Below are 26,545 nucleotides of genomic sequence, written 5' to 3' on the forward strand. Positions count from 1 at the left end.
ATGTACTCTTCCTTTAAAATTAAATTCTATTATTCCTCTAAGTTCACTTGATGTCCGCACCAGGAATTACTTTTGCCTCAGGCTCTTGGGGTAATTCACGGGTACGTGTGGCAGCAGCAATATAGACCAATGCCAAAATGGTAAAAATATAGGCTTGAACCATACCCGTTAAAAGACCGAGCACGCTCATAAAGACTGGGAAAACAAAAGGGGCAATGGTCAATAAAATGGCAAGAATCATGGTTCCACTCATCATATTACCAAATAAACGAACCGCAAGCGCCAAAGTACGCGTGAGTTCACTGATCAGATTAAAAGGCAACATAATCCAAGTAGGTTCCAGGTACGTTTTTAAATAGCCCAAGAGGCCTTGATCCTTAATTCCGAATAAGGGCACAGCCACAAAAACACAAAGTGCAAGCCCTGCTGTAGTCGACAAGGAGCCTGTGGGTGGCTCATAGTCAGGAATAATAATAAATAAATTAGCAGTAGCTAAGAATAGAAAAAGCGAGCCAAGAAAGCTAAGATACTGATGAGGAGAGCTAAGCCCTACCTCTTTAATTTGTTGTTGTACGGTAATGATAAGCATTTCTAAAAAGTTTTGCCAACGAGAGCGTTTGTGAGTCGTTGAGAGCTTTCGTGTAATTAGATAGGAACCCATCGCCAGTACCAACATAAGCCCCCAGGTAACCACAATCGTTGCATTAAGTTTAAAAAAACCATAGTGCCAGAAAATGATGTCATCAGGACTAAGACGCATTAGTTGTCTCCGGTGCCCAATGCATTTGCTTAGCCTCTGGCCCATATATCCGTGTTAAAATAAAACGGGCAAGGGCAAATCCTAGCAAGCAAATGAGCAACTTCAGCCATTGACCTTCTATTAAAACAAAATAAAAACCTGCGAGGACAATAACTGTACGCAGTAAAAAACTACTCATAAACCAAAGTGCCGGACGTTTTGATGAAATGCCTTGGCGGACAGTCCATAAAAGTCCTCCATAGAAAAATCCACCAATCAACATCCCTTCAACCAGTGCTAGTAACAGAATTCCGAACTCATTCATCGTCATTTTTCTGCTCCTTGTGTATTTCCTTATCCTCTTTGGCCACCCAATACCAAGCATTAACGCAGCCTAAAATCAAGCCAATAATCATGAGGGTGAGTGTCCAAGAGTGTTTTCCTGGATAATGCATATCCAATATATGGCCCAATGCGACACCAAGTAACGTCGGAGCTGCTATGGACCAACCAATTAATCCCATCATACCCAAACCAGACCAAATAATGAACCTGGCATGGCGTTTTGCTTTTCTTTTTTGCGCCACTTTGCTTCCAATTTGTTTAACGAATGCATCTTTCTTTGATGAGTTTTTAGCCATGTGATATCTCCACAAAGCGACGAACAAAAGCGCTTTCCAACTTGCCAAGTACAACACGCGCATTTCGTTCTTGCTCGCTTGTAGTTAAGAATTCATTCTGCACGGATTCATATAAGGTATCCAGATCTTTTCCACCAATCGCGTTATGTACCGAAACCAGTACCTGTCTTTCAGTCTTAATCAATGTGCCCTCATCAACGGCTACATAAACCTCCCCTTCTGCTTCAGTTTCATAGGTGAGAATGCCTGGACATAAAGCGGCAATGCAATCAAGTCGTTGTGGTAATAATCCAAAAGATCCTTGTTCCGTTTCCACAACGATACGAAGCACTCCAGTCTTCTGTGCAAAAATTTGGAAGGGCAAAAGAATTTTCAGATTCATTAGGGAGTCAGGCACTACTTTTCTCCGATTGCAATGGTGTTGGTTTCTTTACTTCATCAATGGTGCCAATCATATAAAACGCACTTTCAGGATAATCTTTGAACTCATCTTGTAAGATACGCTCACACCCCTCTAATGCATCTTCACGACTCACCAGTTTTCCTTTAAGTCCAGTAAATTGTTCTGTAGTAAAAAACGGCTGGGTGAGAAAACGCTCCAATCGTCGTGCGCGAGCAACAACCTTACGATCATCAGATGACAGTTGCTCTAAACCAAGCATCGCAATCACATCCTTAAGCTCTTCATATTGTGCCAATGTTCTTCGAATTTCTTGAGCTAAATGATAATGCCGTTCACCGACAACACTGGGCATCGCCATTTTGGAACTCGATTGCAAAGGGTCTACTGCTGGGAAAAAACCTTCGCTGGCACGTTTGCGCGAAAGAACAATGGATGCTGAAAGATGTGAAAAGGTATGCACTGCAGCGGGATCAGTAAAATCATCGGCAGGAACATAAACTGCTTGAATTGAAGTGATAGCCCCCGCATCCGTATTAGCAATACGCTCTTCTAATTCTGAAAGTTCTGTATTCATCGTCGGTTGATAGCCTAGGCGTGAAGGCATCTGCCCCATCAATGCCGAAACTTCTGAACCTGCTTGAATGAAACGAAAAATATTATCAATAAGCAGTAATACATCACGATGCTCATCATCACGAAAATACTCGGCCATAGTTAATGCGACATGCCCGACACGAAAACGACTCCCTGGTAATTCATTCATCTGCCCAAAGACCATGACCATATTGGATAAAACCCCAGCCTCATTCATATCATGGTACAGTTCCTGGCCTTCACGACAACGCTCACCTATGCCACAAAAAATGCTTACCCCTTCATGTTGCTTGATCATGTTATGAATCATTTCTGTGAGTAAGACGGTCTTACCCACACCCGCACCACCAAATAAACCGGCTTTACCACCTCGCTCAAGCGGAGCCAACACATCAATTACTTTAATACCCGTTTCAAAGATTTCTGATTTAATAGAGCGATGAGCTAAAGGTGGAGGATTTCTATGAATAGTACGCCATTGAATGTTTGGGAGTACTTCCTTTTGGTCAATTATTTCTCCAAACACATTAAACATTCGACCTAAAATTTCCTTACCAAAAGGTGCTTTCAGAGGACCTCCGGTATCCTCTACCAACATACCGCGTGCAAGACCTTGGGTTGGGGTTAGCGCAATACCTCGCACACGATGGGCATCAAGCTGTGCTAGTACTTCAATAGCCACCTGTCCCTTTTGACCTGCGCGTAATAATGAATAGATAGGCGGTAAATAATCCGAAAATAAAACATCGACTACGCTACCGCGCACAGAAATAATAGTGCCTTGATTTGTAGGATTGTTCTTATGCTCCATGCCTATTCTCACTGATCCACCCAATATTTTTATAATCTCTATCTTATTCGCATCGCAAATTACCTATATCACATTACCCATGAACTCTCGTGGTGCTCAAACCGCCTGTTCTTACCCCCACTTTAGAAACCAATACCATGATACATCTTCAACAAAATTGCAATCCTTCATCACCTTATTTCAATAATATCTATTTCAGATACAACAAGAAACAACATGAGCCCAAAAATAGACTATCATTAGAATAACTTTAATAAAAATTAATTCATTATCAAGGACAATAATAATGAATGAACATAAAAAAGAGGCTCACCTTAGAGAAAAGAATCATCCCCAAAATTGGTGGTTTACTGTGCCAGGAATAGTTACCCTTTTTTTACTCCTGGCGATGGGGTATTACCTTTTTACGGAGCATAGAGCACATCTCTTTAACCTATTACCGTTATTGCTCTTGTTATTATGTCCTCTGATGCATCTTTTTATGCATCACGGACATGACCACCATGATCATCAACAAAATAATGACAAATCACAGCAAGAAAAGGATTAACATAACATGGAACATGCTACCTACGGTTATAATCTTTGGCTACTCGTGATTATTAACTCAGCCATTTTTATTTTATTTGCTTACAGTTTTACGCAATTTAAAACTAAAACAGATTGGCGAAGCTGGGGTACTTTTTCAGCTTTTGTTATCGCCTATTTTTCAGAAATGTATGGCTTCCCACTGACTATTTATCTACTTTCTGGCTGGCTGTCGAAATACTACCCCGGGGTGAACTTTTATTCACATGAAAATGGACATTTGTTACACAATCTTTTTGGCTTAAAAGGAGATCCTCACTTTGACCCATTCCACATTGCAAGCAATATCTTAATCGTTATTGGTTTTCTTATGGTTGCATCAGCGTGGAACACCCTGTACAAAGCACAGCAGCAACATCGCTTAGCAACCGATGGACTCTATGCCAAAGTGCGTCATCCTCAATACGATGGTTTTATTATCATAATGATAGGCTTTTTATTGCAATGGCCAACTTTGATTACCTTAGTGATGTTTCCTATACTTGTCTACATATATATCCGCTTGGCTCGTCGTGAAGAAAAAGAGGTGCTGGTGGAATTTGGTGAAGAATATAAACGTTATGCAGCGGCTACTCCGGCTTTTATCCCACATCTTGGGAAAAAAACTGAGCACAAAGGAGATGGTTCATGATGTTTCTATTTCACAGCGCCATAGCTATTTCACTTACTCATGTTACGCACATGACCTTGTAGTTTGAATAAAAAGCATTAGAATTTCGTCCTTATTTTAGGGAGGAAGTTAAATGGATATGCTTGATCTTTATAGTGATTATTTAATTTGTCAGAACAAATATGCGACAGCCACCGGATTATCTGATTTGGTTGATGGAGCATTTGCGCATGACAAGGTGACTCGATTTCTTCGTTTTGAGTCTTTTGATTCAAAATCCCTTTGGCGCTATGTAAAAAAGCCAGTGAGGTCGCAAGAAACGGTTGGTGGTGTCTTAATACTGGATGACTCCATCGAAGAGAAACCCTACACGGATGAGAATGAAATTAATTGTTGGCATTACTCTCATGCTAAAGGGAGCGTGCTCAAAGGAATCAACATCTTGTCATGCATGGTTCGCTATGCTGACTTCAGTGTACCCATAGGGTATGAGGTGATTAAAAAAGATGTTGCCTATTGTGATATTAAAACCAAACAAGCCAGAAGAAAATCATCGGTTACCAAAAATCAATTATTTCAAAACCTGATTACTCAGGCCATTACCAATAAAGTGATGTTTGATTATGTGCTTGCAGACAACTGGTTTGGCTCGAAGGCCAATATGGTTCACATCCATAAAGACCTTCAAAAATCGTTTATCATTGGGATTAAATCTAACCGCACGTTAGCTTTATCTGAAAACGAGGCCAAAAACGGACGGTACCAACAAGTAAGAGCTTTAGAATTAGAAGAGGATGTAGCCCACACAGTCTGGCTTAAAGGCCTAGACTTCCCCGTGAGGCTCCTGAAAAAAGTGTTCAAAAACGAAAACGGTTCAACAGGAATTCTCTATCTTGTTTCTAATGACATGCCAAGTAGTGCCGAACGTCTTTATGAAGTGTACCAGAAACGGTGGCGGATTGAAGAGTATCACAAATCAATTAAGCAAAATGCAAGCTTAACCAAGTCGCCCACTCGAACCGTTAAAACTCAGTGTAATCATATTTATGCTTCTATTATTGCATACTGCAAGCTGGAATTGTTGAAGATAAAAACTCAATTAAATCATTTTGCCATTAAGTACAGATTGATCCTTAGAGCAAATCAGCTTGCATGGCGGGAGCTTAAAAATATGGCTGCTTAAAATAGATCGTGCGTAACATGAGTGACTACAACGATGTGGAGCACAAACAATTTATTTACGATTGGTTTGTCGGATTCAATGGCTATTTACATGTCGATGGTGACAATTTTTTTGAACTTGTGGGTAGCAGCAATGCGCACATTGTCAATTGCAACGCGCATGCGCGCAGAAAATTTGAACCTATTGCCCAATCTAATAAAGGCAAAGGCATTGCCAAAGAAGCCATGCGCTTTTTTAAAGAGCTTTATAAAATAGAGCGTGAGGCTAAAAATAATCAACTGAATCCAGACCAACGTCACCAGTTGCGTCAGGAAAAATCCAAACCACTCATGGAAGCCTTTAATACATGGGTTGATAAGGTCTATCCTACAACTTTGCCCCAATCACCGCTTGGGAAAGCACTCAATTACTGTGTTAAATATAGAGATGGACTGATGCGCTTTTTAGATGATGGGCGTCTGGAAATCGATAACAATCTTACTGAACAAGAAATCAAACCCTTGGTCATTGCTCGAAAGAACTTCTTGTTTTGCGCCTCTGTTGAAGGTGCTGAGGCCTTGTGTTTACACTTCAGTATCATCAGAACGGCTAAATTACACAATCTCGACCCTTATCATTACTATGTCATGTTGTTAAAGAACGCTCCTCTTTGCAACAGTGTTGATGATTATGAAAAACTGTTGCCTTGGAATATTGGCTTAGATTATACCCCTAAGTTGTAAATTGTAAGCCTGTGGTTCTTGGAGCGCTTACTATTAATGCATGGGTATGGTGTGAAAATATTTTTGATATAAAGACAAATAGAATCCATTTTTTTCAACCTGTTTTAGTGCTTTATTGATTTGATTGATTAACGCCAGAGAGCTCATTTTAGCCATAACGCCATAACCAATGCCTACAGGAAAAGGTTTCCCTACTCCCTTAAATAAACGGGTATTATTAGCTATCCAATAATCGGCTGAAAAATCATCCATCAATAGGACATCGACTTCATGTTGATTTAGGGCAGTGATTAATTGATTGGTCGAGGGGTATTCTTTAAGCGAATTGTTTTTAAATTTCTGAGCAATTAATTGCTTAAAGAGAGCGCCTTCAATAATGCCTATCTTCTTATTGGTTAGCTTCTCAAGGTTACGAATCGAGTTGTTCGTTGTAGTGATAAAACGTGCTTCACTGGCCAGGTAGGGAAGACTAAAAAGAAAGGATTGCTGTCGTTCGTTCGTGATGGTAATTGCGGCTATAGCCAAGTCAATTTTACCAGTATTTAGGTCGGTAAACAGCGCGTCAAACAGCATGGGTTTAAATTGACATTGGGCTTTGATTTGTTTGCATAGTTCAGTCATGAGCTCGATGTCAAATCCAAAGAAATGATTTTGGTCGGCATTCATTGAAAACGGTGGATCGTATGCTACCATTCCGATGGTTAATGATTGGGCCCTTAGCTCAGCAGTTATGAGCATGAATAAAATAAAGAACAATCGCATGAACATAGAATAAATAGGACGAGGAGGTATAAGAGCAGTGTATACCAATATGAGAATTATTTCAGTGGATTAGCATCAGATATTCCTTCATTTTTTAGCTATAGGATGTATTAAGACTCAAAATCAAGGTACACTGGAATCATAAAGTTTAGTATGGATTACTTAATAGGTAGGGAATGCGTTATTTATTTTATTCAGTCCTTTGTAGTGCCATGAGCCTTTTGATGAACGAAGGGCTTGCAGCCACTCCTTTGACGTTCAAACAAGCCCTGGGCATTGCTTATCGCAATAACCCCGAGCTACAAGCCGAAATGGATAAGGCGCGCGCGATGCGCGGCACTTTTATTCAAAGCGGGCTTTACCCCAATCCGCAATTGACTTTAACTGCAGAAAATTTTGGTGGTTCAGGTAGCTATTCCAGTTATGAAGCGGCCGAAACCACGGCCTCGATTACTCAGCCTATTCCTTTAGGAAATCGCCTTTATTACCAACAAAAAGCCACCTATGGTGATTACCTGGCTTCCTTGGCGCAAATTCAGGTGTATAAGGCAACACTCTACATTAATGTGGGGATGACTTATGTGGATGCGTTGTATGCGGGTCAGTGGCATCAGGTAACAAAAAAATTAACTCGATTAAATCAAGAGATTGTGGTGGCCATTGATAGGCGCGTAAAAGCAGGTGCGGGTGCTGAACTGGATTTGCGCCTGGCTCAAGTACGCTTAGGCGATGCGCGTATTCAAGAGAAAAAGGCAGGCAGAGACGCTCTAGCGCAACGCGCTAAATTATCACGACTCTTAGGCGATGGCTTAAGGGAAGACCGCCCATTGGTCGATAAAGGCCTGCCTGATGTGACCTTAAAGTGGTCGCAATTAATTAAGAAACTGCCGCAAAGCCCGCAATTGCAACAATTACACATTCAGTTACAAGCCAAGCGCGCCACCATCACCGCAGTTAAGAAGGCCGTATGGCCTGATTTAAACATTCAATTAGGCGGACGTCATTTTGAAGATGATGACAGCAATGCCCTAGTTGCCTCAGCGTACGCCCAAGTTCCTGTATTTGATAGAAATCAAGGAAAAATTCTCACTGCTGAAGCGCAATACACCCAAACAGCCCATATGTACCAAGGCGCACGTCTTGATGTGCGACAGAACGTCTACACCGTGTTTTTACAAGCCCAACAAAGTCAGTATGAAGCCAATCTTGTGACTAACTCCTTGCTTCCTCTCGCGCGAAAATCCATTACCTTGGCTCAAGAGGGCTACAAAATGGGGCGTTACACCTACATTGAATTATCGCTTTCTTTAAACACCTTATTTGAAGAAGAACGCCATTATCAGCAGGCCCATGCTGATTTTCATAAAACATTAATTCAACTCACTGGACTTTTGGGCCTTCATCCGACCAAGGAGAGTAAATGAACTGCCTGTCACTAAAAGCCTTTCTCATGTTGTTTTTATTCCTGGTGAGTTTAAATGCATCGAGTACGTGGGCTAATGAGGCCAGTATGGGTGAGAAAACCGAAGAAGTGGTTGAAAAAGGGCCTCATGGGGGTCGATTGCTAAAGCAAGAGAATGTAAGTCTTGAGCTTGTTCTCTTTAGCCAAGGAATGCCCCCTCATTTTCGTGCCTATCTTTATCAAAACGATAAGCAGGCTTTGTCTGCTGATACCACGCTTACTCTTGAGCTTACGCGATTTAATCAAAATAAAGACCGTATTACTTTTGAACCTAATGATGGCTTTCTACAAAGCAATCAAGCCATTCCCGAGCCTCATTCGTTTGATGTGGCTGTTAAACTCACATTATCAGGCAAAACCTATCAATGGAATTATCCAAGCTATGAGGGGCGCGTGAAGCTTCTTCCCGCAACCCTTGCTGCCGCAGACATCCAAACTGAAACGGCTCAAGAGCAAATCATAAAAACCCAATTAAAAGTAGTCGGAAAAATAGTACCCAATCGCGACACGATGGCACCTATATACCCCCGTTATGCAGGCATTATTAAAACCATGAATAAAATCTTAGGCGAAGAAGTGATAAAAGGTGAGCCATTAGTCACTATTGAGAGCAATGAAAGCCTACAAAACTACACGATTAACGCACCCATTACGGGCACCATCGTACAAAAATATGCGACCAATGGTGAGCTGGCACAAGGCACCAAACCAATTTACGATGTGGCTAATTTAAATGATGTCTGGGCTGATTTTACCTTATACCGTAAAGAAGCGTCTTTAGTGAAAAAAGGCATGACAGTCAGAGTAACCGGTGATGAAGGAACGCCTGATTCAACGAGCACTATTTTCTATATTTCACCGTTAGGAATTGAAGACAGTCAAACGACACTGGCCCGTGCGGTTTTGTCCAATACGCCTCGGCTGTGGCTTCCAGGCATGTATGTGAATGGGGAGATTATTATTAAAGAAAGAACCGTTCCGGTGGCTGTTCGTCTCTCAGCAATTCAACGCATGGGGGAACAAGAGGTGGTGTTTGTCCAACAAGGGAATTTTTTTGAAGCAACTCCTGTCACCCTAGGCCAGCAGGATAATCAATGGGCTGAAGTGCTTTCAGGCTTGAATGCTGGGCAAAAGTATGTCACTAAGAACAGCTTTTTCATCAAGGCAGAACTTGGCAAGGAAGGCGCAAGCCACGAGGACTAAGGATAAAACATGCTGGAAAAAATCATACGATTTTCACTCAAACACCGCTGGTTTATCCTGTTGTTTACTTTGTTGCTGGCTCTTTTTGGCGTGTATAACTTTCAAAAACTGCCTATTGATGCAGTACCCGACATTACCAATGTGCAGGTACAAATCAACACGCAAGCCTCTGGCTATTCACCGTATGAGGTAGAGCAACGCATTACCTTTCCTATTGAGCTTGCCATGAGCGGCTTGCCTAATTTGGATTACACCCGCTCTCTTTCTCGTTATGGATTATCGCAAGTAACTGTGATATTTAAAGACGGCACCAACATCTATTTTGCGCGTCAATTAATTAATGAGCGTTTGCAAGAAGTAAAAGATAAGTTGCCACCGGAAGTAGAAACCTCCCTTGGTCCTATCTCCACGGGGCTTGGCGAGATTTTTATGTATACGGTGACCAATAAATTTAATCTTCCTAAAGAAAAACAATATAACCCCATGGAACTTCGCACGGTGCAGGACTGGATTATCAAGCCGCAGCTGCGCAATGTAGAGGGCGTTGCCGAGGTCAATACCATCGGTGGCTATGAGAAGCAATTTCACATCACTCCAGATCCCGCAAAATTAGTACGTTACAACTTAAGCCTAACCGATGTAGTCGAATCACTTCGACGTAACAACGCGAACGTGGGCGCAGGCTATATTGAGCGTAATGGCGAACAAAATTTAATTCGCGTACCAGGACAAGTGCAAAACATTCCTGATATTGAAAATATTGTGGTGGCAAGCTTTGAGGGCACACCGGTTCGTATTCGTGATGTGGCTGATGTGGCGCTTGGCAAAGAGCTTCGTACGGGGGCTGCAACTGAAGAGGGTCAAGAGGTGGTTTTGGGAACGGTGTTTATGCTCCTGGGCGAAAATAGCCGCACTGTTTCTGAGCGTGTGGCTGCCAAAATGAAAGAAATCAACAAATCCCTTCCTGAAGGGGTTGAGGCGGTTACGGTCTACAACCGTACTGAGCTTGTGAATGCCACCATTAATACCGTGAAAAATAATTTGCTCGAAGGGGCCCTACTCGTTTGTATCATTCTTTTTGTATTTCTAGGCAATATTCGTGCAGCCTTAATTACCGCAATGGTCATTCCTTTATCCATGCTCATGACCATTACCGGCATGGTCACTAATAAAATCAGTGCCAATTTGATGAGCTTAGGCGCACTTGATTTTGGTTTGATTGTCGATGGGGCGGTGATTATTGTTGAAAATTGCATCAAACATTTGGGTGAACAACAGCATGAGGTCAAGCGTTTATTAAACCTTGAAGAGCGACTAAAAGTAATTGCTTATGCCACGACCGAGGTTATTCGCCCCAGTATTTTCGGGGTATTTATCATTACTGTGGTGTATTTACCCATCCTAACCCTTACCGGTGTGGAGGGGAAAATGTTTTTACCCATGGCTGAAACGGTCATTATTGCCCTGATGGCGTCCATGCTCTTTGCCTTAACATTCGTTCCAGCAGCAGTTGCCATTTTTCTAAATGGTCGCGTTCAAGAAAAAGAAAACTGGTTGGTACATTATATTTCACAAGGCTATGAACGGGTTTTAAGGCGTTGCTTTCATGCGCGAATTGGCGTGATTGGGGCAGCAGTTGCATTAGTTCTGGTGAGTCTATTGATTGCTTTTCGTCTGGGCGGTGAGTTCATTCCAAGCCTTGACGAGGGGGATATTGCCATGCAGGTCATGCGTATTCCTGGTACGAGCCTTACTCAATCCATTGCCATGCAGGATATGGTCGAAAAACGGGTGAAACAATTTCCTGAGGTGAACAATGTTTTTGCCAAGATTGGTACTGCAGAAGTAGCCACCGATCCCATGCCACCGAACTTCGCCGATACATTTATTATGTTAAAACCGCGTAAAGACTGGCCCAATCCTAAGAAAACCAAACAAGAATTGGTACAGGAAATTGAAGAAGCCATAAAGCAAATACCCGGCAATAATTATGAATTTACCCAACCGATTCAAATGCGTTTTAACGAACTTATTTCTGGGGTGCGTAGTGATGTGGCCGTTAAAGTGTTTGGCGATGACCTGAAGGTTTTATTAAAAATTGCCGAACAAATTGATGCGCAACTTGAAAAAACACCGGGAGCCGCTGATGTAAAAGTTGAGCAAGTCAGTGGTCTTCCTTTATTGACCGTGGAGATTAATCGCGATGCTTTGGCGCGGTACGGCTTACAAATTGGTACGGTACAAGATGCCATTGTTATTGCTACGGGTGGCAAGAAGGGCGGCGAGCTCTTTGAAGGTGATAAGCGCTTTGACATTGTGGTGCGACTGCCGGAGTCACAACGCATGGATACCGATGTACTAAGGCAAGTGTTTATCCCCTTACCGCCTTCTAAAGATAGCCTGCGGCACTTCATTCCCTTAAGTGAAGTCGCCAAAATGGTACGTAGTGAAAGCCCCAACCAAATAAGCCGTGAAACCGGTAAGCGTCGCGTGGTAGTGAGTGCCAACGTACGTGGACGTGATTTAAGTTCATTTGTCCTGGATGCCAAGCAGCGTATTGAACAAAACGTTAAACTACCCAGTGCCTATTGGATAACCTGGGGCGGGCAGTTTGAGCAGCTCCAATCAGCCTCATCGCGCTTACAAATTGTGATTCCTATTACTTTGCTGGGCATTTTCTTGCTCTTATTTATGAGCTTTGGTAGTGTTAAAAATGCTTTATTAGTCTTTTCTGGCATTCCGCTGGCCCTAACGGGCGGGGTGTTTGCTTTATGGCTTCGTGGAATTCCATTGTCGATTTCAGCAGGCGTGGGGTTTATTGCCCTATCAGGGGTTGCCGTTTTAAATGGCTTGGTGATGATTACTTTTATCAATAAATTGCGTGAAGAAAAAAGATTTTATTTAAAAGATGCGGTATTACAAGGCTCGCTGGCAAGGCTTCGCCCAGTACTCATGACGGCTTTAGTGGCGTCACTGGGCTTTGTTCCCATGGCTTTAGCCACGGGTACGGGCTCTGAGGTGCAACGACCTTTGGCAACTGTGGTTATCGGTGGCATCATCTCGTCCACCTTTTTGACCTTACTCGTGTTACCAGGCTTGTATTACTTATTTCATGAGCGAAGAAAAAAAGTTCTGAGTAAGTAGCGATTTTATAAAAATCATCGCACCAATAAGTAGAATAGGGAGTTTCATGGCTAAAACAGTTAGAAATTTTCCGTCCCACATGAGCTGTCTGTAACGCACTTGTAAGGATAATTGATGGAATATATTGATTGGATTAATAGTGGTCAGGGATATATTTGTGCCTGGATCCGTTGTTTGATTCTATTTGTTTTAAGTGTGCTATGTATCCGTTTTACCAATCATCGGTTTAGTTTAAATACTCCGTTAGATTTTTTAATCATTACCATTTCTGGAGGGTTGATCAGCAGGGGGATTGTAGGGGCAAACTCATTGGGACTTACTGTAGAAGGTTTGATCACGCTGATAATATTCCACTTTATATTATCTAAACTCTGTTTTTATTTTAAGGGTATCGGGTTTCTATTTAAAGGATGTTCTCATTACCTAATAGAAAATGGAACATTCAATTATAATAACATGCGTCGTTTCAGTATCAGTGAAAATGATCTGTTAGAACAATTACGACAGAGGTTAAATACCGATAATTTCGATTTAGTCGATGCTGCTATTTTGGAAAGAGCCGGAAGCATCTCATTCATTAAAAAGGAAAAGTAGATAAAACCATTAAAGTGTTGCAATCGTTAACAGCATGCGCTGTCTTTAATGAGACGCTCATTTTAAATAGTTGTTATTCCTCTTTGCTAACGATATGAAATTAATTGTCTACATAAAGTGCAACACAACTCGGGATATAGTGATTTGACAAAACCATGTATTTGGCTATATTAATAGTTAAATACTTATTTAACTGTTTGACTGATGATGCTAACTCAAGACCAAATCATTACCTTAAGCGATATCTTACATTTGATGGGCGAGCCTAATCGCCTAAAGCTCCTTATAGTCTGCTTTGAAGGACCTAAATCAGTTTCGGAATTGGCGGAACAATTGCAACTTTCAGTGCCCTTAGCCAGCCATCATTTAAGTTTATTGCGCTCAGCCAGGCTTCTAATGGCCAATCGCGATGGCAAACATATTTACTACAGCATTTATGACGTCCATGTGCGTTGTATTCTTGCAGACATGCTCAAACACTTTACTGAAGAGACGGAGAATTAACATGAGTTTTTTAAAACGAATGCTTGGCAATTATCTTGGTGGCCACTCTGGTGGATATGGAAAATCTCATCATGGTCAAAGAAGCAAACACGGTAACTACTCCAATAATCCTGAATCAGGAGGGTTGAGCTGCCCACGCTGTAAGGGCTCTCTTGCTCCTGGGTCGCGCTTTTGCAGTCAATGTGGTAGTGGCCTTGAGAATACTCAATGCGCTTGTGGCGCCACTGTTGCTGCAGGGGCGAAATTTTGCGGCCAATGTGGGAGCTCATTATGACAAAGCCGCTCACCTTAACCACTTTTTTTGTTGCAGGCCTTGATTGCCCGTCTGAAGAGCAATTAATCAGGAGGCAATTAGAGGCAGTTCCTGAAGTGGAGCAGTTGGACTTTAATTTCATTGCAGAAGAGGTGACCGTGCACCATCGACTTGCTGCTATTGATGTATTGCAAAAACAAATCGAAGCATTGGGCATGAGTGTGCGCACTCAGGGCAGTACCTCTTCAGCAACAGAAGAGAAGAGGCGAGTGGATTCCTCATGGCCATTTATTGCTTTGGCAGGTTTTTTAGCGCTTGGTTCTGAATTAACGGCGTATTTCTGGGCGAGTGAGCAATCAATTTGGGTTATTCTTCCTGCGGTGCTGGCCATAATCTTAAGCGGCCCACCTACTCTTAAAAAGGGTTTGCTTGCGTTGCGCACCAAAGCCATGAACATTAATAGTTTAATGTTGATTGCCATCACAGGAGCACTGTTTATAGGAGCCTGGCCAGAAGCCGCAATGGTCACCGTCTTATTTGCCCTTGCTGAGCGCATCGAGCGGTATTCTCTGGATAAGGCACGCTTGGCCATCCGCAGTCTCATGCAAATTGCGCCTGAGGTGGCTCAGATTAAGATGGATAATGGTCAATGGCAGACTTTGCCTGTAGAAGAAGTCGCAGTCGGTGCAGTGTTTAAAGTAAAACCTGGTGAGCGTATACCTCTTGATGGGGTATTGATATCGGGACAAAGCACGGTCAATCAGGCGCCCATTACAGGGGAGTCCATGCCGGTAAGCAAGTATGTAGGTGATGGGGTGTTTGCGGGCACTTTAAATGAGCACGGAGCTTTTGAGGTTAGGGTCAGTAAGGCTTCAGGTGATACGTTGCTTGCTAAAATTGGTAAAGCCATTGAGCAGGCACAAAGTGAACGCGCGCCAACGCAACGATTTGTCGACCAGTTTGCAAAATATTACACCCCAATTATGGTCTTGATTGCGCTTTTTATTGCACTTATTCCTCCTTTGGTGTTTGGCTACCCTTTTTATGACTGGGTATATAAGGCCTTAACATTATTAGTGATTGCCTGTCCTTGTGCTTTAGTTATTTCCACACCGGTGACAGTAGTCAGCGGGTTGGCTTCAGCGGCACAGCACGGTCTTCTGATTAAAGGAGGCAGTTATTTAGAAATGGGGCATCAGCTCAAATTAATTGCGTTGGATAAAACAGGCACCTTAACCGAAGGAAAACCTGTAGTGACTGATTTTATCGTTTACGATAAAACACAATCAAAAGACTACTTATTAGCACTTGCGGCAAGCCTTGATAGTCATTCGGAGCATCCCGTTGCCCATGCTTTGGTGGAGTATTGGCGGAACAATGAACTAAATGAGTCCTTACTTGAAGTAACGCAATTTTCAGCACTTCCCGGTCGAGGGGTGCAAGGCATTATTGGTCAAGAACTCTATTACGTTGGGAATCATCAATTAGCAGAAGACAATAAGGTATGTTCTCTTGTTGTAGAGCAAGAACTCAAACGCTTGGAAGAAGAAGGGAAAACGACGGTTATATTGAGTAATTCAGCCGTAGTTTTGGCAGTATTTGCGGTGGCTGATACGCTTCGTGCTACGAGCAAATGGGCAATTGACACCTTGCATCAACAAGGACTTAAAACGGCGATGTTAACGGGGGATAATGCGTTGACCGCTCAAGCTATTGCCAAGGAAGTGGGGATTGATGAGGTGCAAGCAAATGTCTTGCCTACTGAAAAATTACAAGCAATTAATCGCCTTTTGGAGCAGTATAAAATAGTGGGAATGGTCGGTGATGGAATCAATGATGCCCCTGCCTTGGCTAAAGCCACGATTAGTTTTGCGATGGGGAAAGGCACCGATACCGCTTTAGAAACGGCGGATGTGGCGTTAATGAACGATAATTTAGCCATGCTTCCTTTATACATTGATTTAAGCCGAAGAACAGCGCGTATTCTTCGCCAAAATATTACGTTATCCCTTGCCATAAAAGGGGTGTTTTTTATTCTGGCCTTGGGAGGAGTAGCAACGCTTTGGATGGCAGTATTTGCTGATATGGGTGCAAGCTTAATTGTTGTTGCGAATGGTTTGCGCTTACTTAACTCGCACAAGGGGCATTCTGAATATCAGGAAATGAAAGGTTAATGAGTGACTTGGTAGTTTTATCTTTGAATCGGGTGAATGATGAATGACTGGATTCCTAATGAGCAAGATAGTGCTCATTCTTTACGTTTTTTAGTGGTGGAATCTTCATTAGGCGCTCGTATTATCATTCGTGCACATTTATTAGAGTACAAGCATTCGGTGGATATGGCTTGGGATGATGAATCGGCAATAGAACTGGCCTTTATGAGAGCTTATGATTTTATCTTAGTGGATAACAAGTTAAATTGCTATGAGCTGATTGACCACATACAAAAAAATTCGGTATTCAATGAACAGACGACCGCGATCATTTTGACTTCTAAACATAACGAGGAGCACCAATCTCAGGGCAGCAGGATTTATTTTAAAAAACCCATATCCAAAATGGATGCATTACAATTGCTTGATTTTCTAAAAAATCTTAAAAAATGAATCTTTTTGGTAGGATGTAAAATGAAAATTTTGGAGAGTTAGATAAGGCTCATTTATCTTCTATTATTCATTATGTTACGATATGAAGAGTGTTAATGATATGTGCCTCGTTTTTAAGGAGAAATAATGAATACTAATGGATTTAAGATGATGGTGTTGATTGGTATGTTGGGTTTTGGTTTGTCAGCGTGTACTCCCAAGACAACGCCTGCTCAAACTCATCCTGAAAGTGGCTATGAGGGTGGATTTGGTGGCGAGGGTGGGCATGTACATCAAAACAAGAACAACTAAATAGGAATACATCATGTTTACCAATGGATGGTTTTTAGGTTCTTTAGGTCTCGTAATTCTCATATTGATCGGCCTTACCTTGTTATTTCTAAAACAGAAGAAAACCATTCAATTTTATGTTGCCTTAATTACTTTTCTTATCATTACAGCGATTTTCCTCCATGGGGTTTCATTTAAATTAAAATAGTGGCCGGTGATAAGGAGAAGTAATGGGTAAAAACGTATTTTCTGATGTCAAAAAATCTTCAAAAGAGCGGTTACTTTGGTCTGCTCTTTTGCTAACGGGTGGTTTTCTAATTGCTGAAGTAGTTGGGGGTATTATCACAGGAAGTTTAGCGTTAATATCCGATGCGGCACACATGCTCACGGATGTGACCGCACTCATTATTGCTTTAATTGCGATTCGGATTAGTAAACGTCCTGCAGATGAGCGCCGCACCTTTGGTTATTATCGATTTGAAATATTAGCAGCAGCATTTAACGCGGCCCTTCTTTTTGTAGTTGCTCTTTATATACTGTTTGAGGCTTATCAGCGCCTCAAACAACCTCCTGAGATTTATTCTTTAGGAATGCTTATTATTGCCAGCATGGGTTTAGTCGTCAATTTGGCTTCCATGTCGCTTCTTTCTTCAGAAAAAGATAAAAGTTTAAATATTAAAAGTGCTTATCTTGAAGTGTGGAGTGATATGTTAGGCTCTTTAGGGGTGATTGCGGCGGCACTCATCATTCGTTTTTTGGGTTGGAGTTGGGTTGATTCGGCTGTGGCGGTAGTAATTGGTTTGTGGGTATTACCCCGCACTTGGGTTCTTTTGAAAGAAACGGTGAATATTCTTCTAGAAGGGGTGCCATCTGGAGTTAATCTAGAAAAAATTAAAGCGCATATGATGGGGGTAGAAGGAGTTTTAGGTGTACATGACTTACACGTTTGGGCGATTACTAGTGATAAAATCAGTCTCACAGCACATCTTGTTGTTGCTTCCAATGTAGAGGAGAAGCCTATAAGAGTGAACGTTCAGAACATTTTATTCTCTCAGTTTAAGATTAGGCACACGACCTTACAAACAGAACATAAGGAAACTTTAAATAAAGAAGGTCTTTGTAGTTCTTCAACTTATTAGAGTTTTAATAAGAATGCCAATGCGCCTTATTGGGAAGCAAAAACATGGTGTGATTAAAATATATTCTCATAGTGCATCATCATTCTTGCTAATCCTAAGGAATAGGGGATAGGAATAATTTATGGAAAACAAAATCAATAAACGAAGTTTTGTAATTACAATGGGGGCTCGATTAGTTATAGGATTTATGGCACTGAGTTTGCCTTTATTGATATTAATTATGCTGTTACTGCCCAGAGTAAATTGTGTCATTGCGCTGACCCATAAAATTCATCGTGAAAATTTACCACCAATCCTTGATAGCCAAATTTATCAAGCTCAAGATATTCTTGAACATTGGGCCATGACCGGAGACCCCAAGGACAAAGTGTATTTTGCACATATATGGAATGAAATCAATCGTGTTAGAGGCCAGTGGGATCGGGTGATGCGCCAATTAGATAATCCAAAGCTACAGCATGAGTGGGGCAAGCTCCAAGAATTATATGTACCTTTTTATCAAGCCCAAGTCTCCATACTGAATGCCTCTCGAGATCCAAATAATCCAGATAATGACCCCCGGCCGGGATCTTGGTAAAAAAGGGTCATGTTCAATTTTTAATCTCTATTAATACCAAACTGTAATGGCATTGTCTGTCGTGACCTGGACAAATCAAAAACACCATAGCGATTAATATTCTCCCTGAAATACGCTGATAAAATCGATAAATCATCCTTACTATATTTGACTTCTTCAGCAGAAAGCTGGTTGGGGTTCTTTGCAGGAAGGTACGAAATTTCCCACAGACCCCATATAACCCTTTACCAGTCTAGGCTGCAGCCAATAAATCGATTTTTTTATTGCTCACTAATTTTTCTATAAGATCATGTAAATTAAGACATTCCTGATCGTTATAAAATTCATAAATTCCATCAAGACTGCCTCAATTCTATTTCTTTTCATCCAATCTACGTTTACAGATATAGTCCCTAAGGGATAAATACTTCCCATACCCAAGATGAATTTCAATGATTTTTTGTAAAGGCACGCCCAATTGGTAAAGATTGAAAATTTTTTCCCGGTCTTTATCATACATAGATGCCTGTATGCTACCCTTGGGTTTGCCGAGTTTAATTCCTTTGGCAACACGGGCACGAAGCCCTTCTTTAGTTCGTTCTGAAATAAAATCGCGTTCTAATTCAGCTAACATCGAAAATACGGTGATGAGTATTTTATTGCTCATATTACTGGAATCACTGGGATTTAAATCCAGATTTTGCTTAATAAGAATGAGTCGAGATTGCTTCTCTTTTATGATTATTTCTATTGTATTGAGCGTTTCCTTGATAGATCGCCCAAGCCTTGATAATTCTGAGGCAATAACCACGTCATTAGGTTGTAGTTTACTCAACAGTTCATCAATACGTCGTAATGCCGTCGATTTGCGCGATGACATTTCAAGCTCTATCCATTCATCAACCATCAGTTTGTGATCGATGCAGTAGCGACTGATACTGTTTTTTTGGCTATCCACGTTTTGCTCTTGGGTGCTCACCCGAACGTACCCATAAATCATACAATGCTCACTCTATTTTTACTGATTTTTCTCTTAAGGTGTTTATCAATAATATCACAATAGCATTTTATATGGTCTTATATGATCGCTTATGATACAATTTGGTTTTTGTTAAAACGAAGGTTATGGCCAGACTAAACATACTCTCTGATGACGATTTTAATAAGCTCTACACAATACCTGTTTTGGAAGATGAGGACCGTCCGTTTGTGTTTGAGCTAGATGAAGAGGATAAAGCATACCTTAACTCATTTGATAACGTTCCCAAAAAGATCAATTATATTCTGCAAATTGGATTTTTTAGAATCACAAACTATTTTCACCATATCACGTTTCAGGGGAACAGACAGGATACCTGGTATGTAATCAAGACATATTTTCCTTCAGAAAAATTTCCCAAAACAAAAGTAAGCAAGCGGCATCACTATGATAATCGTAACGCCATTTTGAAAAAATATAATGCATCTATTTATTCGAGTCATCACAAAGATAAAGCACTGCGTTATGCCAGAGAATTGATGAAGCAGCATGCTGTGCCAAAATACGTGTTTGATTCTCTTCTGGAATACTTCCATCAGCATAAGATTATTAGGCCATCCTATACTACATTGCAAGAAATGGTTTCTGAGGCACTAAACAATGAAAAAAATAGATTAAGTAACAAGATATATACCTTAATGGACAAGCCTTTCAGGGAACTATTGGCTGAGTTCCTGGAAAAAGATGAGTTGTTTTATCAATTGACGACTTTAAAAAAAGACCAGAAAGATTTTACAACAGCAGAGATTAACGCTTCCGTCAAAAAGCATCAATTTCTCTCATCGCTCTATCAAAAATCCATTGAAATCATCAAAGAACTGGATATTTCAGAGCAAAATATAATCCACTATGCTGACTTGGCTGTATACCACACGGTTTACGGATTACGCGCTATGAAACAAAAGAATTTATCCAGATTGTATCTCATGTGTTACGCGTACAATCGTTATTTAAAAATAAGTGATCATATAATCAGCAGCTTTACTCACAAAGTGAATCTCTACGCAGGTGAAGCAGAAGAGTACCAAGCCGAAGCAATACTTAATGCCAAGGATGATGATAAAGATCATCGTGATACTGCCGCTGCGATTTTATCGCTGGTAAATAATAAGAAAGTTGCAGACAACGCCATACGAACAAAAGCCTATGAGATTGTGCCTCAAGAAAAATTTCAACAGTTTATACGAAAAATAAAAAAACCAAATTTCACACCCGAATTTTATCGCTGGGAATACTATAAAAAAATAGCACCTACAATTAAGCTTAATACACGTGCTGCATTTAAGGCATTGGATTTTCAGAGCAAAAACAAGGAACTACAAGCAGCAATTACCTTTTTGAAGGGACACTATGCCAGTAATAAAGTGTTCAGCTCTTATCAATTCAAAGATATTCCAATTGAATTTATACCCAAGCTGTTGCGACGCCATGTTATTAAAAAAATCAGATTGGGTACAACCAGCAAAAAAACAAAGTGCATTGATGCAGACAAATACGAAGTAATGCTGTACCTTCAGATTGAAAAGGGCATCAAGTCAGGATCAGTCACCATTTATAATAGCTTATCGTACCGTGCCTTAAATGATGAGCTGCACCCAAAGCAAGACTGGGATAAAAACAAGAAATCTATCATTAAACAGTTGGAGAATAAGCTGCTGGCAAATAATATCAACGACCTTCTTAAAGAGCTTGAAAGCCGATTAGGGCCGCGCTACAAAGAGGTCAATGATAAGATTACTTCTGGCGAAAACAAAAAAATCAAACTGAAGCACAATAAAAAAGGAGAGGTAATTCGTTGGACTTTACCTTATAAAAAATCAGATGATGGTGTTAATAATCCTTTTTATGAAAACATGCCCCTAACCAGTATTGCTAAAATTATACAGTTTACGCATAGCCAGACAGACTTTATGAAAAAATTTACTCATATATTGCCATCAGGCAGTAAAAAGCAAGTCGATGAGTCTGTATTGTCGGCCTGTCTGGTTGCTAAGGGCACTGGTATTGATATTGACAAAATGAAAGACATTAGCGATGTTAAAGAGCATGACCTCAAGTCAACTTACGCTGATTTTATTCGACACATGACCTTAACACAAGCCAGTGATGTGGTTATGAATCGTTTGAAGAAACTCCCCATATTTGAAAAATATACGCTTGCTGATTACGGAATTCATGCGAGCATAGACGGCCAAAAGCTTGAGACAAAATTCAACTCCATTATGGCGCGATTTTCAACAAAATATTTTGGGTTTGGGCAAGGTGTATCTGCTTACACCTTATGCGCGAACTGGTTACCCCTGTGTACTAAAATTATCGGTGCAAACGAGCATGAAAGCCATTATCTGTTTGATATGCTCAATAGTAATACAAGCGATATTGAAATCGCCGCTATATCTGGGGACATGCACAGTATAAACCGCGTGAATTTCATCATACTCTTTCTTTTCGGATACCGGTTTATGCCACGATTTACCCAGTTGGATAAAAAAGCGAGGAATAACCTGGTCAGTTTTGATGATCCAAAGGATTATGAAGGACTTCTGGTAAAACCAAGTAAGAAAGTGAATGTGCAGTTAATCATTAAAGAGTGGGACAATATTTTAAGAATCATGGCAACATTGGGACTGAAAAAGAGCAGCCAAAGTACTATTGTCAAAAAATTATCGTCATACCAATCTAATGATACGTTACGGGCATTGATAGAACTGGATCAAGTCATCATGACACTGTACCTGCTTGATTATATTGATGATGAAGGGATGCGTAAAACAGTTCATCGTTCTTTAAATCGGGGTGAGTCATACCACCAGCTCAGAGCCGCTATCGCAAGGATTAGTAGCAGGAAATTAGCTGGAAAAACCGAGATTGAGCTAACCATTAATAACGAATGCGCACGATTACTGTCCAACTGTATTATTTTTTACAATGCATCCCTTCTGACTGGACTTTATGAGCATTACAAACAGAACAAAATGGAGGAAGAATGTTTGAAAATAATTCGTCTATCCCCCGTTGCATGGCTACATGTTAATTTGATTGGAATTTATGAATTTTATAACGATCATGAATGTCTTAATTTACAAGAACTTATAAAAAAATTGGTAAGCAATGAAAAAATCAATTTATTAGCTAAAACCTAGACTGGTAAAGGGTTATATGGGGTCTGTGGGAAATTTCGTACCTTCCTGCAAAGAACCCCTATAAGGAATGAAGAGGTAAATCAGGACAAACCAGTGCTATCTGGATAAAACCCCGTCTAATAGTTTTTATTGAAGTATAATCTATTGCTCGTTTTTGCAACGGAGCCCTAATTTTACTGTATAAAATCAATCCTTTGGTCTTTTGAAATTCCTATAACCTCAAGGTAGACTTACGGATGACTAACACTGGAAGAGCCTCTTTTTTAACCCATCGAGCTGCTCCATACAGCGGTCAATCTGCTCTTTGTGATGCAAGGCTGTGATAAAAAATCTGATTCGTGCCTGATTTTCTGTGACTCCTGGAGCAATAATAGGAGGGGCACAAATTCCATTCTGGAATAATTGATAAGATGCCTCAATGGTAGATTGAGAATCCCCAATGATTATAGGGATAATGGGGGTATTTTTTGACATACCTGAATCCAGCCCAAGTTCATTAATATTGTGCAAAAAATAAGCCGCATTTTCTTGCATTTTGCTGATTAATTCCGGATGATTTTTAAGAATTCTTAGAGAAGCAAATGCCGCAGCGGCGTTTGCAGGAGTAATACCTGCAGAAAAAACAAACCCAGGGGCTGAATATTTTAAATACTTAATCAGATGCTCTGAAGCGCAGACAAAACCACCACAACTGGACAAAGCTTTACTCAAGGTTCCAATTATCAGATCCACATCTTCTGGAGATTGTTTATAATATTCCAGAACTCCTCTACCCGTATTCCCGATAACACCTATTGAATGAGCCTCATCGATCATAAGAAAGCATTCGTACTGCTTCTTTAAGGCGATTATTTTGTCTATAGGTGATATATCGCCGTCCATACTAAAAACACTTTCAGTAACAATCAATATTTTTTCATATTTATGTCTGATATCAGCAAGCTGCGTGGCTAATGATTCTACATCATTATGTTTAAATACGAATAGATCGGCTCCAGAATACAATGCCCCCAATAAACTGCTGTTATGTGCCAGTTCGTCATAAATAATGGCATCCCCTTGACCAAATAAATGAGTAATCGTACTGACAACCGTTTGGTAACCTGCTGTAAATACAATGGCATCATCAAAACCTAAAAAATCAGCAAGCGATTTTTCTAAGGCCTCGGTAATTACACGGTTTCCTGCAACTAATCGGCTTGCTGAGGCTGAACTTCCATATTGGTCAACAGTATCTTTAATAAACTGTTTCACTTCAGAATGATCACTTAATCCCAGATAGTTATAAGATGCAAAGTTAATGTAGTCCTTACCCTCCAGCTTGATAATACTGTTTGACGCACTTTCGTATGCGCGCAAATACAACTTATCATATCCATGTATGGTAAGATTAGTGTACATTTCCATTAATTTTTTTATTTTCGGTAATTCTTCGAGCTTGCGGATCTGTTGTTTTACTTTTATATTTTGGGAAATTTCTCCAGCCAGTTTTCGAATACTCTGATTTTTGTTAGCGATAACATCACTTATTTCAAATTCAATAGACAGAGCTTGCTGTAAATTGGTAAGTAATTTCACATATAAAATTGAATCAAGTCCGAGGCATTCCAACGATGTCTTCGGTTTTATTGCCAATGAATTAGGATAACTTTCTCTGATTAATTGAATCAGCTTTTTTTCAATAAGTTCCTGAGAGATTTTACCAGCACATTCAGACGATTGTGACGATGAATAATTAGAGCGATTCTGTGCCAATTCACGATTAGTTTTATGCATTGTTGTATTTATATCATAGTGAAACAAAATACATTCAGGATGAGCTTGGATGTATTTTGCCGATTGGCATCGTTGCAATTTACCACTAGTTGTTTTGAGAACAGTATGTGGTTTAACTAGATCAACAACTTCCGCCGCAATTCCAAAATTTTGATTAATAGAAACGAAAATTTGCTGCATTAATTCTTCATAATTGATAGATTTTCTTTGTTTTACTTCAACAGCAAGCCTTAATTTACTTGTTCCTGATTGACTCGATTCATAGGCAATACAACAACCACCACGAATATCAGGATTACAAGATTGCACTACAGCTTCAATTTCATGAGCATAAAAATTACGTCCGCCAATGATAATGAGATCATTAATCCGACCTGTAATATATAGTTTTCCATTGGAGATAAATCCAAGATCTCCACTATGATAATATCGTTCTGCATCTGCTCCGATTTTAAAAGCGGCTTTCGTTTTTTCCGGATTATTCCAATAACCTGAGGAAATACTTTTCCCACCAATCACTACTTCACCAATTTGATTCTCTTCAAGAGTTGATCTGGTTTCAGGATCAATAATAGTTACATTGACTAAAGGTTTGCCACAATCAACGAAATGCACCGCATGCTCACTGGAGTCAAAAATAATTTGGCGCTCACCTAATGAATCTCTTTTAACTTGAACAACATTCAATGTTTCGCTCACTTCAGTGCTGCTGACAATGAGTGTACTTTCGGCATTACCATAACAGGGTAAAAGTGCGTACGGTCTTAAACCACACGGTTTGAATTTATCTAAAAACGCATGCATAGTGGCGTGGTTAATTGGTTCGGCCCCGCAAAATGCGACTTCCCATGAAGATAAATCAAGTGCACTCAAAAGCTCTTCATTGGCTTTACTGGTACAGAGATTATAAGCAAAATTGGGTCCGCCACTAATTGTCGCCTTGTATTTTGAAATTAGCTCAAGCCATATGAGTGGGTTTTTTATGAAATTAAAGGGGCTGGTTAAGACTACTGGAAATCGATGATAAAGGGGAACCAGTATACCACCTATCAAACCCATATCATGATATGGAGGCAGCCAAATTAATCCTTTAGAGTCAGGATTAATATTAAATGCTTTGCCAATAAGCGCTAAGTTATGCGCAATATTATCATGACTTATGATGACTCCTTTAGGATTTGCAGTGGTCCCTGATGTGTATTGGATAAAGGCTTTTTCCTCCATCTCTTCGAAAGAAAACGCACTTTCCTCAGCGCTTAAATCATCGGTTGCAATTACATGGCTTAGCTTTGATAATAAAAGCCCCATATTTTCTGGCACAGAAAAATGGTTTAAGACCTTTCTTTTCAAGCTGTTAAATGGCAAATAGTTAATATAGGGAATCTTTTTAATTTTTTTTAAAATTTCTCTTTCGCTCAACACAAGGGCTGGCTTGGCATTATCAAGAATATTTTCTAATCTGGAAATTGCCGAAAAATTTATGGGTGGATAAGAAGGAATCGCCAAGCGGTTAGTATAAAGACAAGCAATAAAGGCAGCAATAAAGTTTATTCCAGGAGTGTAAAGCAATAATACTCGATCGCCCTTCTGCGTCAATCGCAGAAGAGTGTTCCCAATCCCATTGATTTTCTGCATTAATTCTTTATAAGTAACATCAATCGACTCATTCTTGTCATTAATATATGTAAGGGCAATCATATTTGGGGAATTAGTTACATTGTTAAAAAACTGATCAGGAAAATTCAAATTATTATTATACATTTTCAATGTCTCGTTTCTGTTGCAAAGATGGTCAGTACATCA

The 26,545-nt window shown here is 40.3% G+C and carries 25 protein-coding genes; 17 read left to right on the top strand and 8 right to left on the bottom strand.

Going from position 1 to position 26,545, the window contains the following annotated elements:
• Nucleotides 1-43 precede the first annotated feature (43 nt).
• From OQJ26_RS11635 to atpD, 5 genes are read right to left on the bottom strand one after another with little or no spacing between them, the layout of a single operon-like run.
• Nucleotides 44-760 (bottom strand): F0F1 ATP synthase subunit A, encoded by a 717-nt coding sequence (locus OQJ26_RS11635; RefSeq protein ID WP_265703948.1) that lies wholly within the window; start codon nucleotides 758-760, stop codon nucleotides 44-46.
• Entirely contained in the window at nucleotides 750-1,070 is a 321-nt protein-coding gene (locus OQJ26_RS11640; protein ID WP_265703949.1) for an ATP synthase subunit I, read from the bottom strand. Before OQJ26_RS11640 ends, OQJ26_RS11635 begins: the two co-directional genes overlap by 11 nt.
• Nucleotides 1,057-1,380, bottom strand: a complete 324-nt coding sequence (locus tag OQJ26_RS11645; protein ID WP_265703950.1) for an AtpZ/AtpI family protein — start codon at nucleotides 1,378-1,380, stop codon at nucleotides 1,057-1,059. The genes OQJ26_RS11640 and OQJ26_RS11645 overlap by 14 nt, the downstream gene beginning before the upstream one ends.
• Complete coding sequence (locus OQJ26_RS11650) at nucleotides 1,373-1,777, bottom strand: F0F1 ATP synthase subunit epsilon (RefSeq protein ID WP_265703951.1); 405 nt, start codon at nucleotides 1,775-1,777, stop codon at nucleotides 1,373-1,375. The genes OQJ26_RS11645 and OQJ26_RS11650 overlap by 8 nt, the downstream gene beginning before the upstream one ends.
• Entirely contained in the window at nucleotides 1,770-3,188 is a 1,419-nt protein-coding gene (gene atpD / locus OQJ26_RS11655) for a F0F1 ATP synthase subunit beta (protein WP_265703952.1), read from the bottom strand. Before atpD ends, OQJ26_RS11650 begins: the two co-directional genes overlap by 8 nt.
• Before the next feature lie 286 nt (nucleotides 3,189-3,474).
• Between atpD and OQJ26_RS11660 the strand changes: the two genes are divergently transcribed.
• The 4 genes from OQJ26_RS11660 to tnpC all read left to right on the top strand — a co-directional run bounded on the left by OQJ26_RS11660 (nucleotide 3,475) and on the right by tnpC (nucleotide 6,291).
• On the top strand, nucleotides 3,475-3,738 hold the full coding sequence (locus tag OQJ26_RS11660) for a DUF2933 domain-containing protein (protein ID WP_265703953.1): 264 nt from the start codon (nucleotides 3,475-3,477) through the stop codon (nucleotides 3,736-3,738).
• Nucleotides 3,739-3,744: 6 nt separating this feature from the next.
• Nucleotides 3,745-4,407: a methyltransferase family protein gene (locus tag OQJ26_RS11665; RefSeq protein WP_265703954.1), complete on the top strand. Its 663-nt coding sequence runs from the start codon at nucleotides 3,745-3,747 to the stop codon at nucleotides 4,405-4,407.
• 112 nt (nucleotides 4,408-4,519) lie between these two features.
• Nucleotides 4,520-5,569 (top strand): IS701 family transposase, encoded by a 1,050-nt coding sequence (locus OQJ26_RS11670; RefSeq protein ID WP_265701959.1) that lies wholly within the window; start codon nucleotides 4,520-4,522, stop codon nucleotides 5,567-5,569.
• A gap of 17 nt (nucleotides 5,570-5,586) precedes the next feature.
• On the top strand, nucleotides 5,587-6,291 hold the full coding sequence (gene tnpC / locus OQJ26_RS11675) for an IS66 family transposase (RefSeq protein WP_265703955.1): 705 nt from the start codon (nucleotides 5,587-5,589) through the stop codon (nucleotides 6,289-6,291).
• 33 nt (nucleotides 6,292-6,324) lie between these two features.
• Here tnpC and OQJ26_RS11680 read toward each other — a convergent pair whose 3' ends face one another.
• Nucleotides 6,325-7,059 (bottom strand): transporter substrate-binding domain-containing protein, encoded by a 735-nt coding sequence (locus OQJ26_RS11680; RefSeq protein WP_322783965.1) that lies wholly within the window; start codon nucleotides 7,057-7,059, stop codon nucleotides 6,325-6,327.
• A 170-nt stretch (nucleotides 7,060-7,229) separates the two neighbouring features.
• On the opposite strand from OQJ26_RS11680, the gene OQJ26_RS11685 reads away from it, so the two are divergent.
• The 12 genes from OQJ26_RS11685 to OQJ26_RS11740 all read left to right on the top strand — a co-directional run bounded on the left by OQJ26_RS11685 (nucleotide 7,230) and on the right by OQJ26_RS11740 (nucleotide 18,805).
• Nucleotides 7,230-8,477: a TolC family protein gene (locus OQJ26_RS11685; RefSeq protein ID WP_265703957.1), complete on the top strand. Its 1,248-nt coding sequence runs from the start codon at nucleotides 7,230-7,232 to the stop codon at nucleotides 8,475-8,477.
• Nucleotides 8,474-9,718, top strand: a complete 1,245-nt coding sequence (locus tag OQJ26_RS11690; RefSeq protein WP_265703958.1) for an efflux RND transporter periplasmic adaptor subunit — start codon at nucleotides 8,474-8,476, stop codon at nucleotides 9,716-9,718. Before OQJ26_RS11685 ends, OQJ26_RS11690 begins: the two co-directional genes overlap by 4 nt.
• 9 nt (nucleotides 9,719-9,727) lie before the next feature.
• Nucleotides 9,728-12,862, top strand: coding sequence for a CusA/CzcA family heavy metal efflux RND transporter (locus tag OQJ26_RS11695; RefSeq protein WP_265703959.1), 3,135 nt, complete (start codon nucleotides 9,728-9,730; stop codon nucleotides 12,860-12,862).
• 114 nt (nucleotides 12,863-12,976) lie between these two features.
• On the top strand, nucleotides 12,977-13,456 hold the full coding sequence (locus OQJ26_RS11700; RefSeq protein WP_265703960.1) for a DUF421 domain-containing protein: 480 nt from the start codon (nucleotides 12,977-12,979) through the stop codon (nucleotides 13,454-13,456).
• 207 nt (nucleotides 13,457-13,663) lie between these two features.
• A complete protein-coding gene (locus tag OQJ26_RS11705; RefSeq protein WP_115222851.1) occupies nucleotides 13,664-13,960 on the top strand; it encodes an ArsR/SmtB family transcription factor in 297 nt (98 codons plus the stop codon).
• Nucleotide 13,961: 1 nt separating this feature from the next.
• Nucleotides 13,962-14,234 carry a zinc ribbon domain-containing protein gene (locus OQJ26_RS11710; RefSeq protein ID WP_115222852.1) on the top strand — a complete coding sequence of 91 codons (273 nt, stop codon included), beginning with the start codon at nucleotides 13,962-13,964 and terminating at the stop codon, nucleotides 14,232-14,234.
• A complete protein-coding gene (locus OQJ26_RS11715; RefSeq protein WP_265703961.1) occupies nucleotides 14,231-16,387 on the top strand; it encodes a heavy metal translocating P-type ATPase in 2,157 nt (718 codons plus the stop codon). The genes OQJ26_RS11710 and OQJ26_RS11715 overlap by 4 nt, the downstream gene beginning before the upstream one ends.
• Nucleotides 16,388-16,423: 36 nt before the next feature.
• Nucleotides 16,424-16,819, top strand: a complete 396-nt coding sequence (locus tag OQJ26_RS11720) for a response regulator (protein ID WP_265703962.1) — start codon at nucleotides 16,424-16,426, stop codon at nucleotides 16,817-16,819.
• A gap of 126 nt (nucleotides 16,820-16,945) precedes the next feature.
• Nucleotides 16,946-17,110, top strand: a complete 165-nt coding sequence (locus tag OQJ26_RS11725) for a hypothetical protein (protein WP_265703963.1) — start codon at nucleotides 16,946-16,948, stop codon at nucleotides 17,108-17,110.
• Nucleotides 17,111-17,123: 13 nt separating this feature from the next.
• Nucleotides 17,124-17,297: a hypothetical protein gene (locus tag OQJ26_RS11730; protein WP_265703964.1), complete on the top strand. Its 174-nt coding sequence runs from the start codon at nucleotides 17,124-17,126 to the stop codon at nucleotides 17,295-17,297.
• 22 nt (nucleotides 17,298-17,319) lie between these two features.
• Nucleotides 17,320-18,228, top strand: coding sequence for a cation diffusion facilitator family transporter (locus OQJ26_RS11735; protein ID WP_265703965.1), 909 nt, complete (start codon nucleotides 17,320-17,322; stop codon nucleotides 18,226-18,228).
• A 121-nt stretch (nucleotides 18,229-18,349) separates the two neighbouring features.
• On the top strand, nucleotides 18,350-18,805 hold the full coding sequence (locus tag OQJ26_RS11740) for a hypothetical protein (RefSeq protein ID WP_265703966.1): 456 nt from the start codon (nucleotides 18,350-18,352) through the stop codon (nucleotides 18,803-18,805).
• Between the two features lie 352 nt (nucleotides 18,806-19,157).
• Here the strand turns inward: OQJ26_RS11740 and OQJ26_RS11745 are convergent, their stop codons facing one another.
• Nucleotides 19,158-19,784: a recombinase family protein gene (locus OQJ26_RS11745; protein ID WP_110540140.1), complete on the bottom strand. Its 627-nt coding sequence runs from the start codon at nucleotides 19,782-19,784 to the stop codon at nucleotides 19,158-19,160.
• A gap of 125 nt (nucleotides 19,785-19,909) precedes the next feature.
• Between OQJ26_RS11745 and OQJ26_RS11750 the strand changes: the two genes are divergently transcribed.
• Nucleotides 19,910-22,966, top strand: a complete 3,057-nt coding sequence (locus tag OQJ26_RS11750) for a Tn3 family transposase (RefSeq protein ID WP_247359132.1) — start codon at nucleotides 19,910-19,912, stop codon at nucleotides 22,964-22,966.
• 240 nt (nucleotides 22,967-23,206) lie between these two features.
• Here OQJ26_RS11750 and OQJ26_RS11755 read toward each other — a convergent pair whose 3' ends face one another.
• Complete coding sequence (locus tag OQJ26_RS11755; protein WP_265703967.1) at nucleotides 23,207-26,503, bottom strand: aminotransferase class I/II-fold pyridoxal phosphate-dependent enzyme; 3,297 nt, start codon at nucleotides 26,501-26,503, stop codon at nucleotides 23,207-23,209.
• Nucleotides 26,504-26,545: the final 42 nt, after the last annotated feature.

This window comes from Legionella sheltonii, assembly GCF_026191355.1.
Lineage (GTDB): Bacteria > Pseudomonadota > Gammaproteobacteria > Legionellales > Legionellaceae > Legionella > Legionella sheltonii.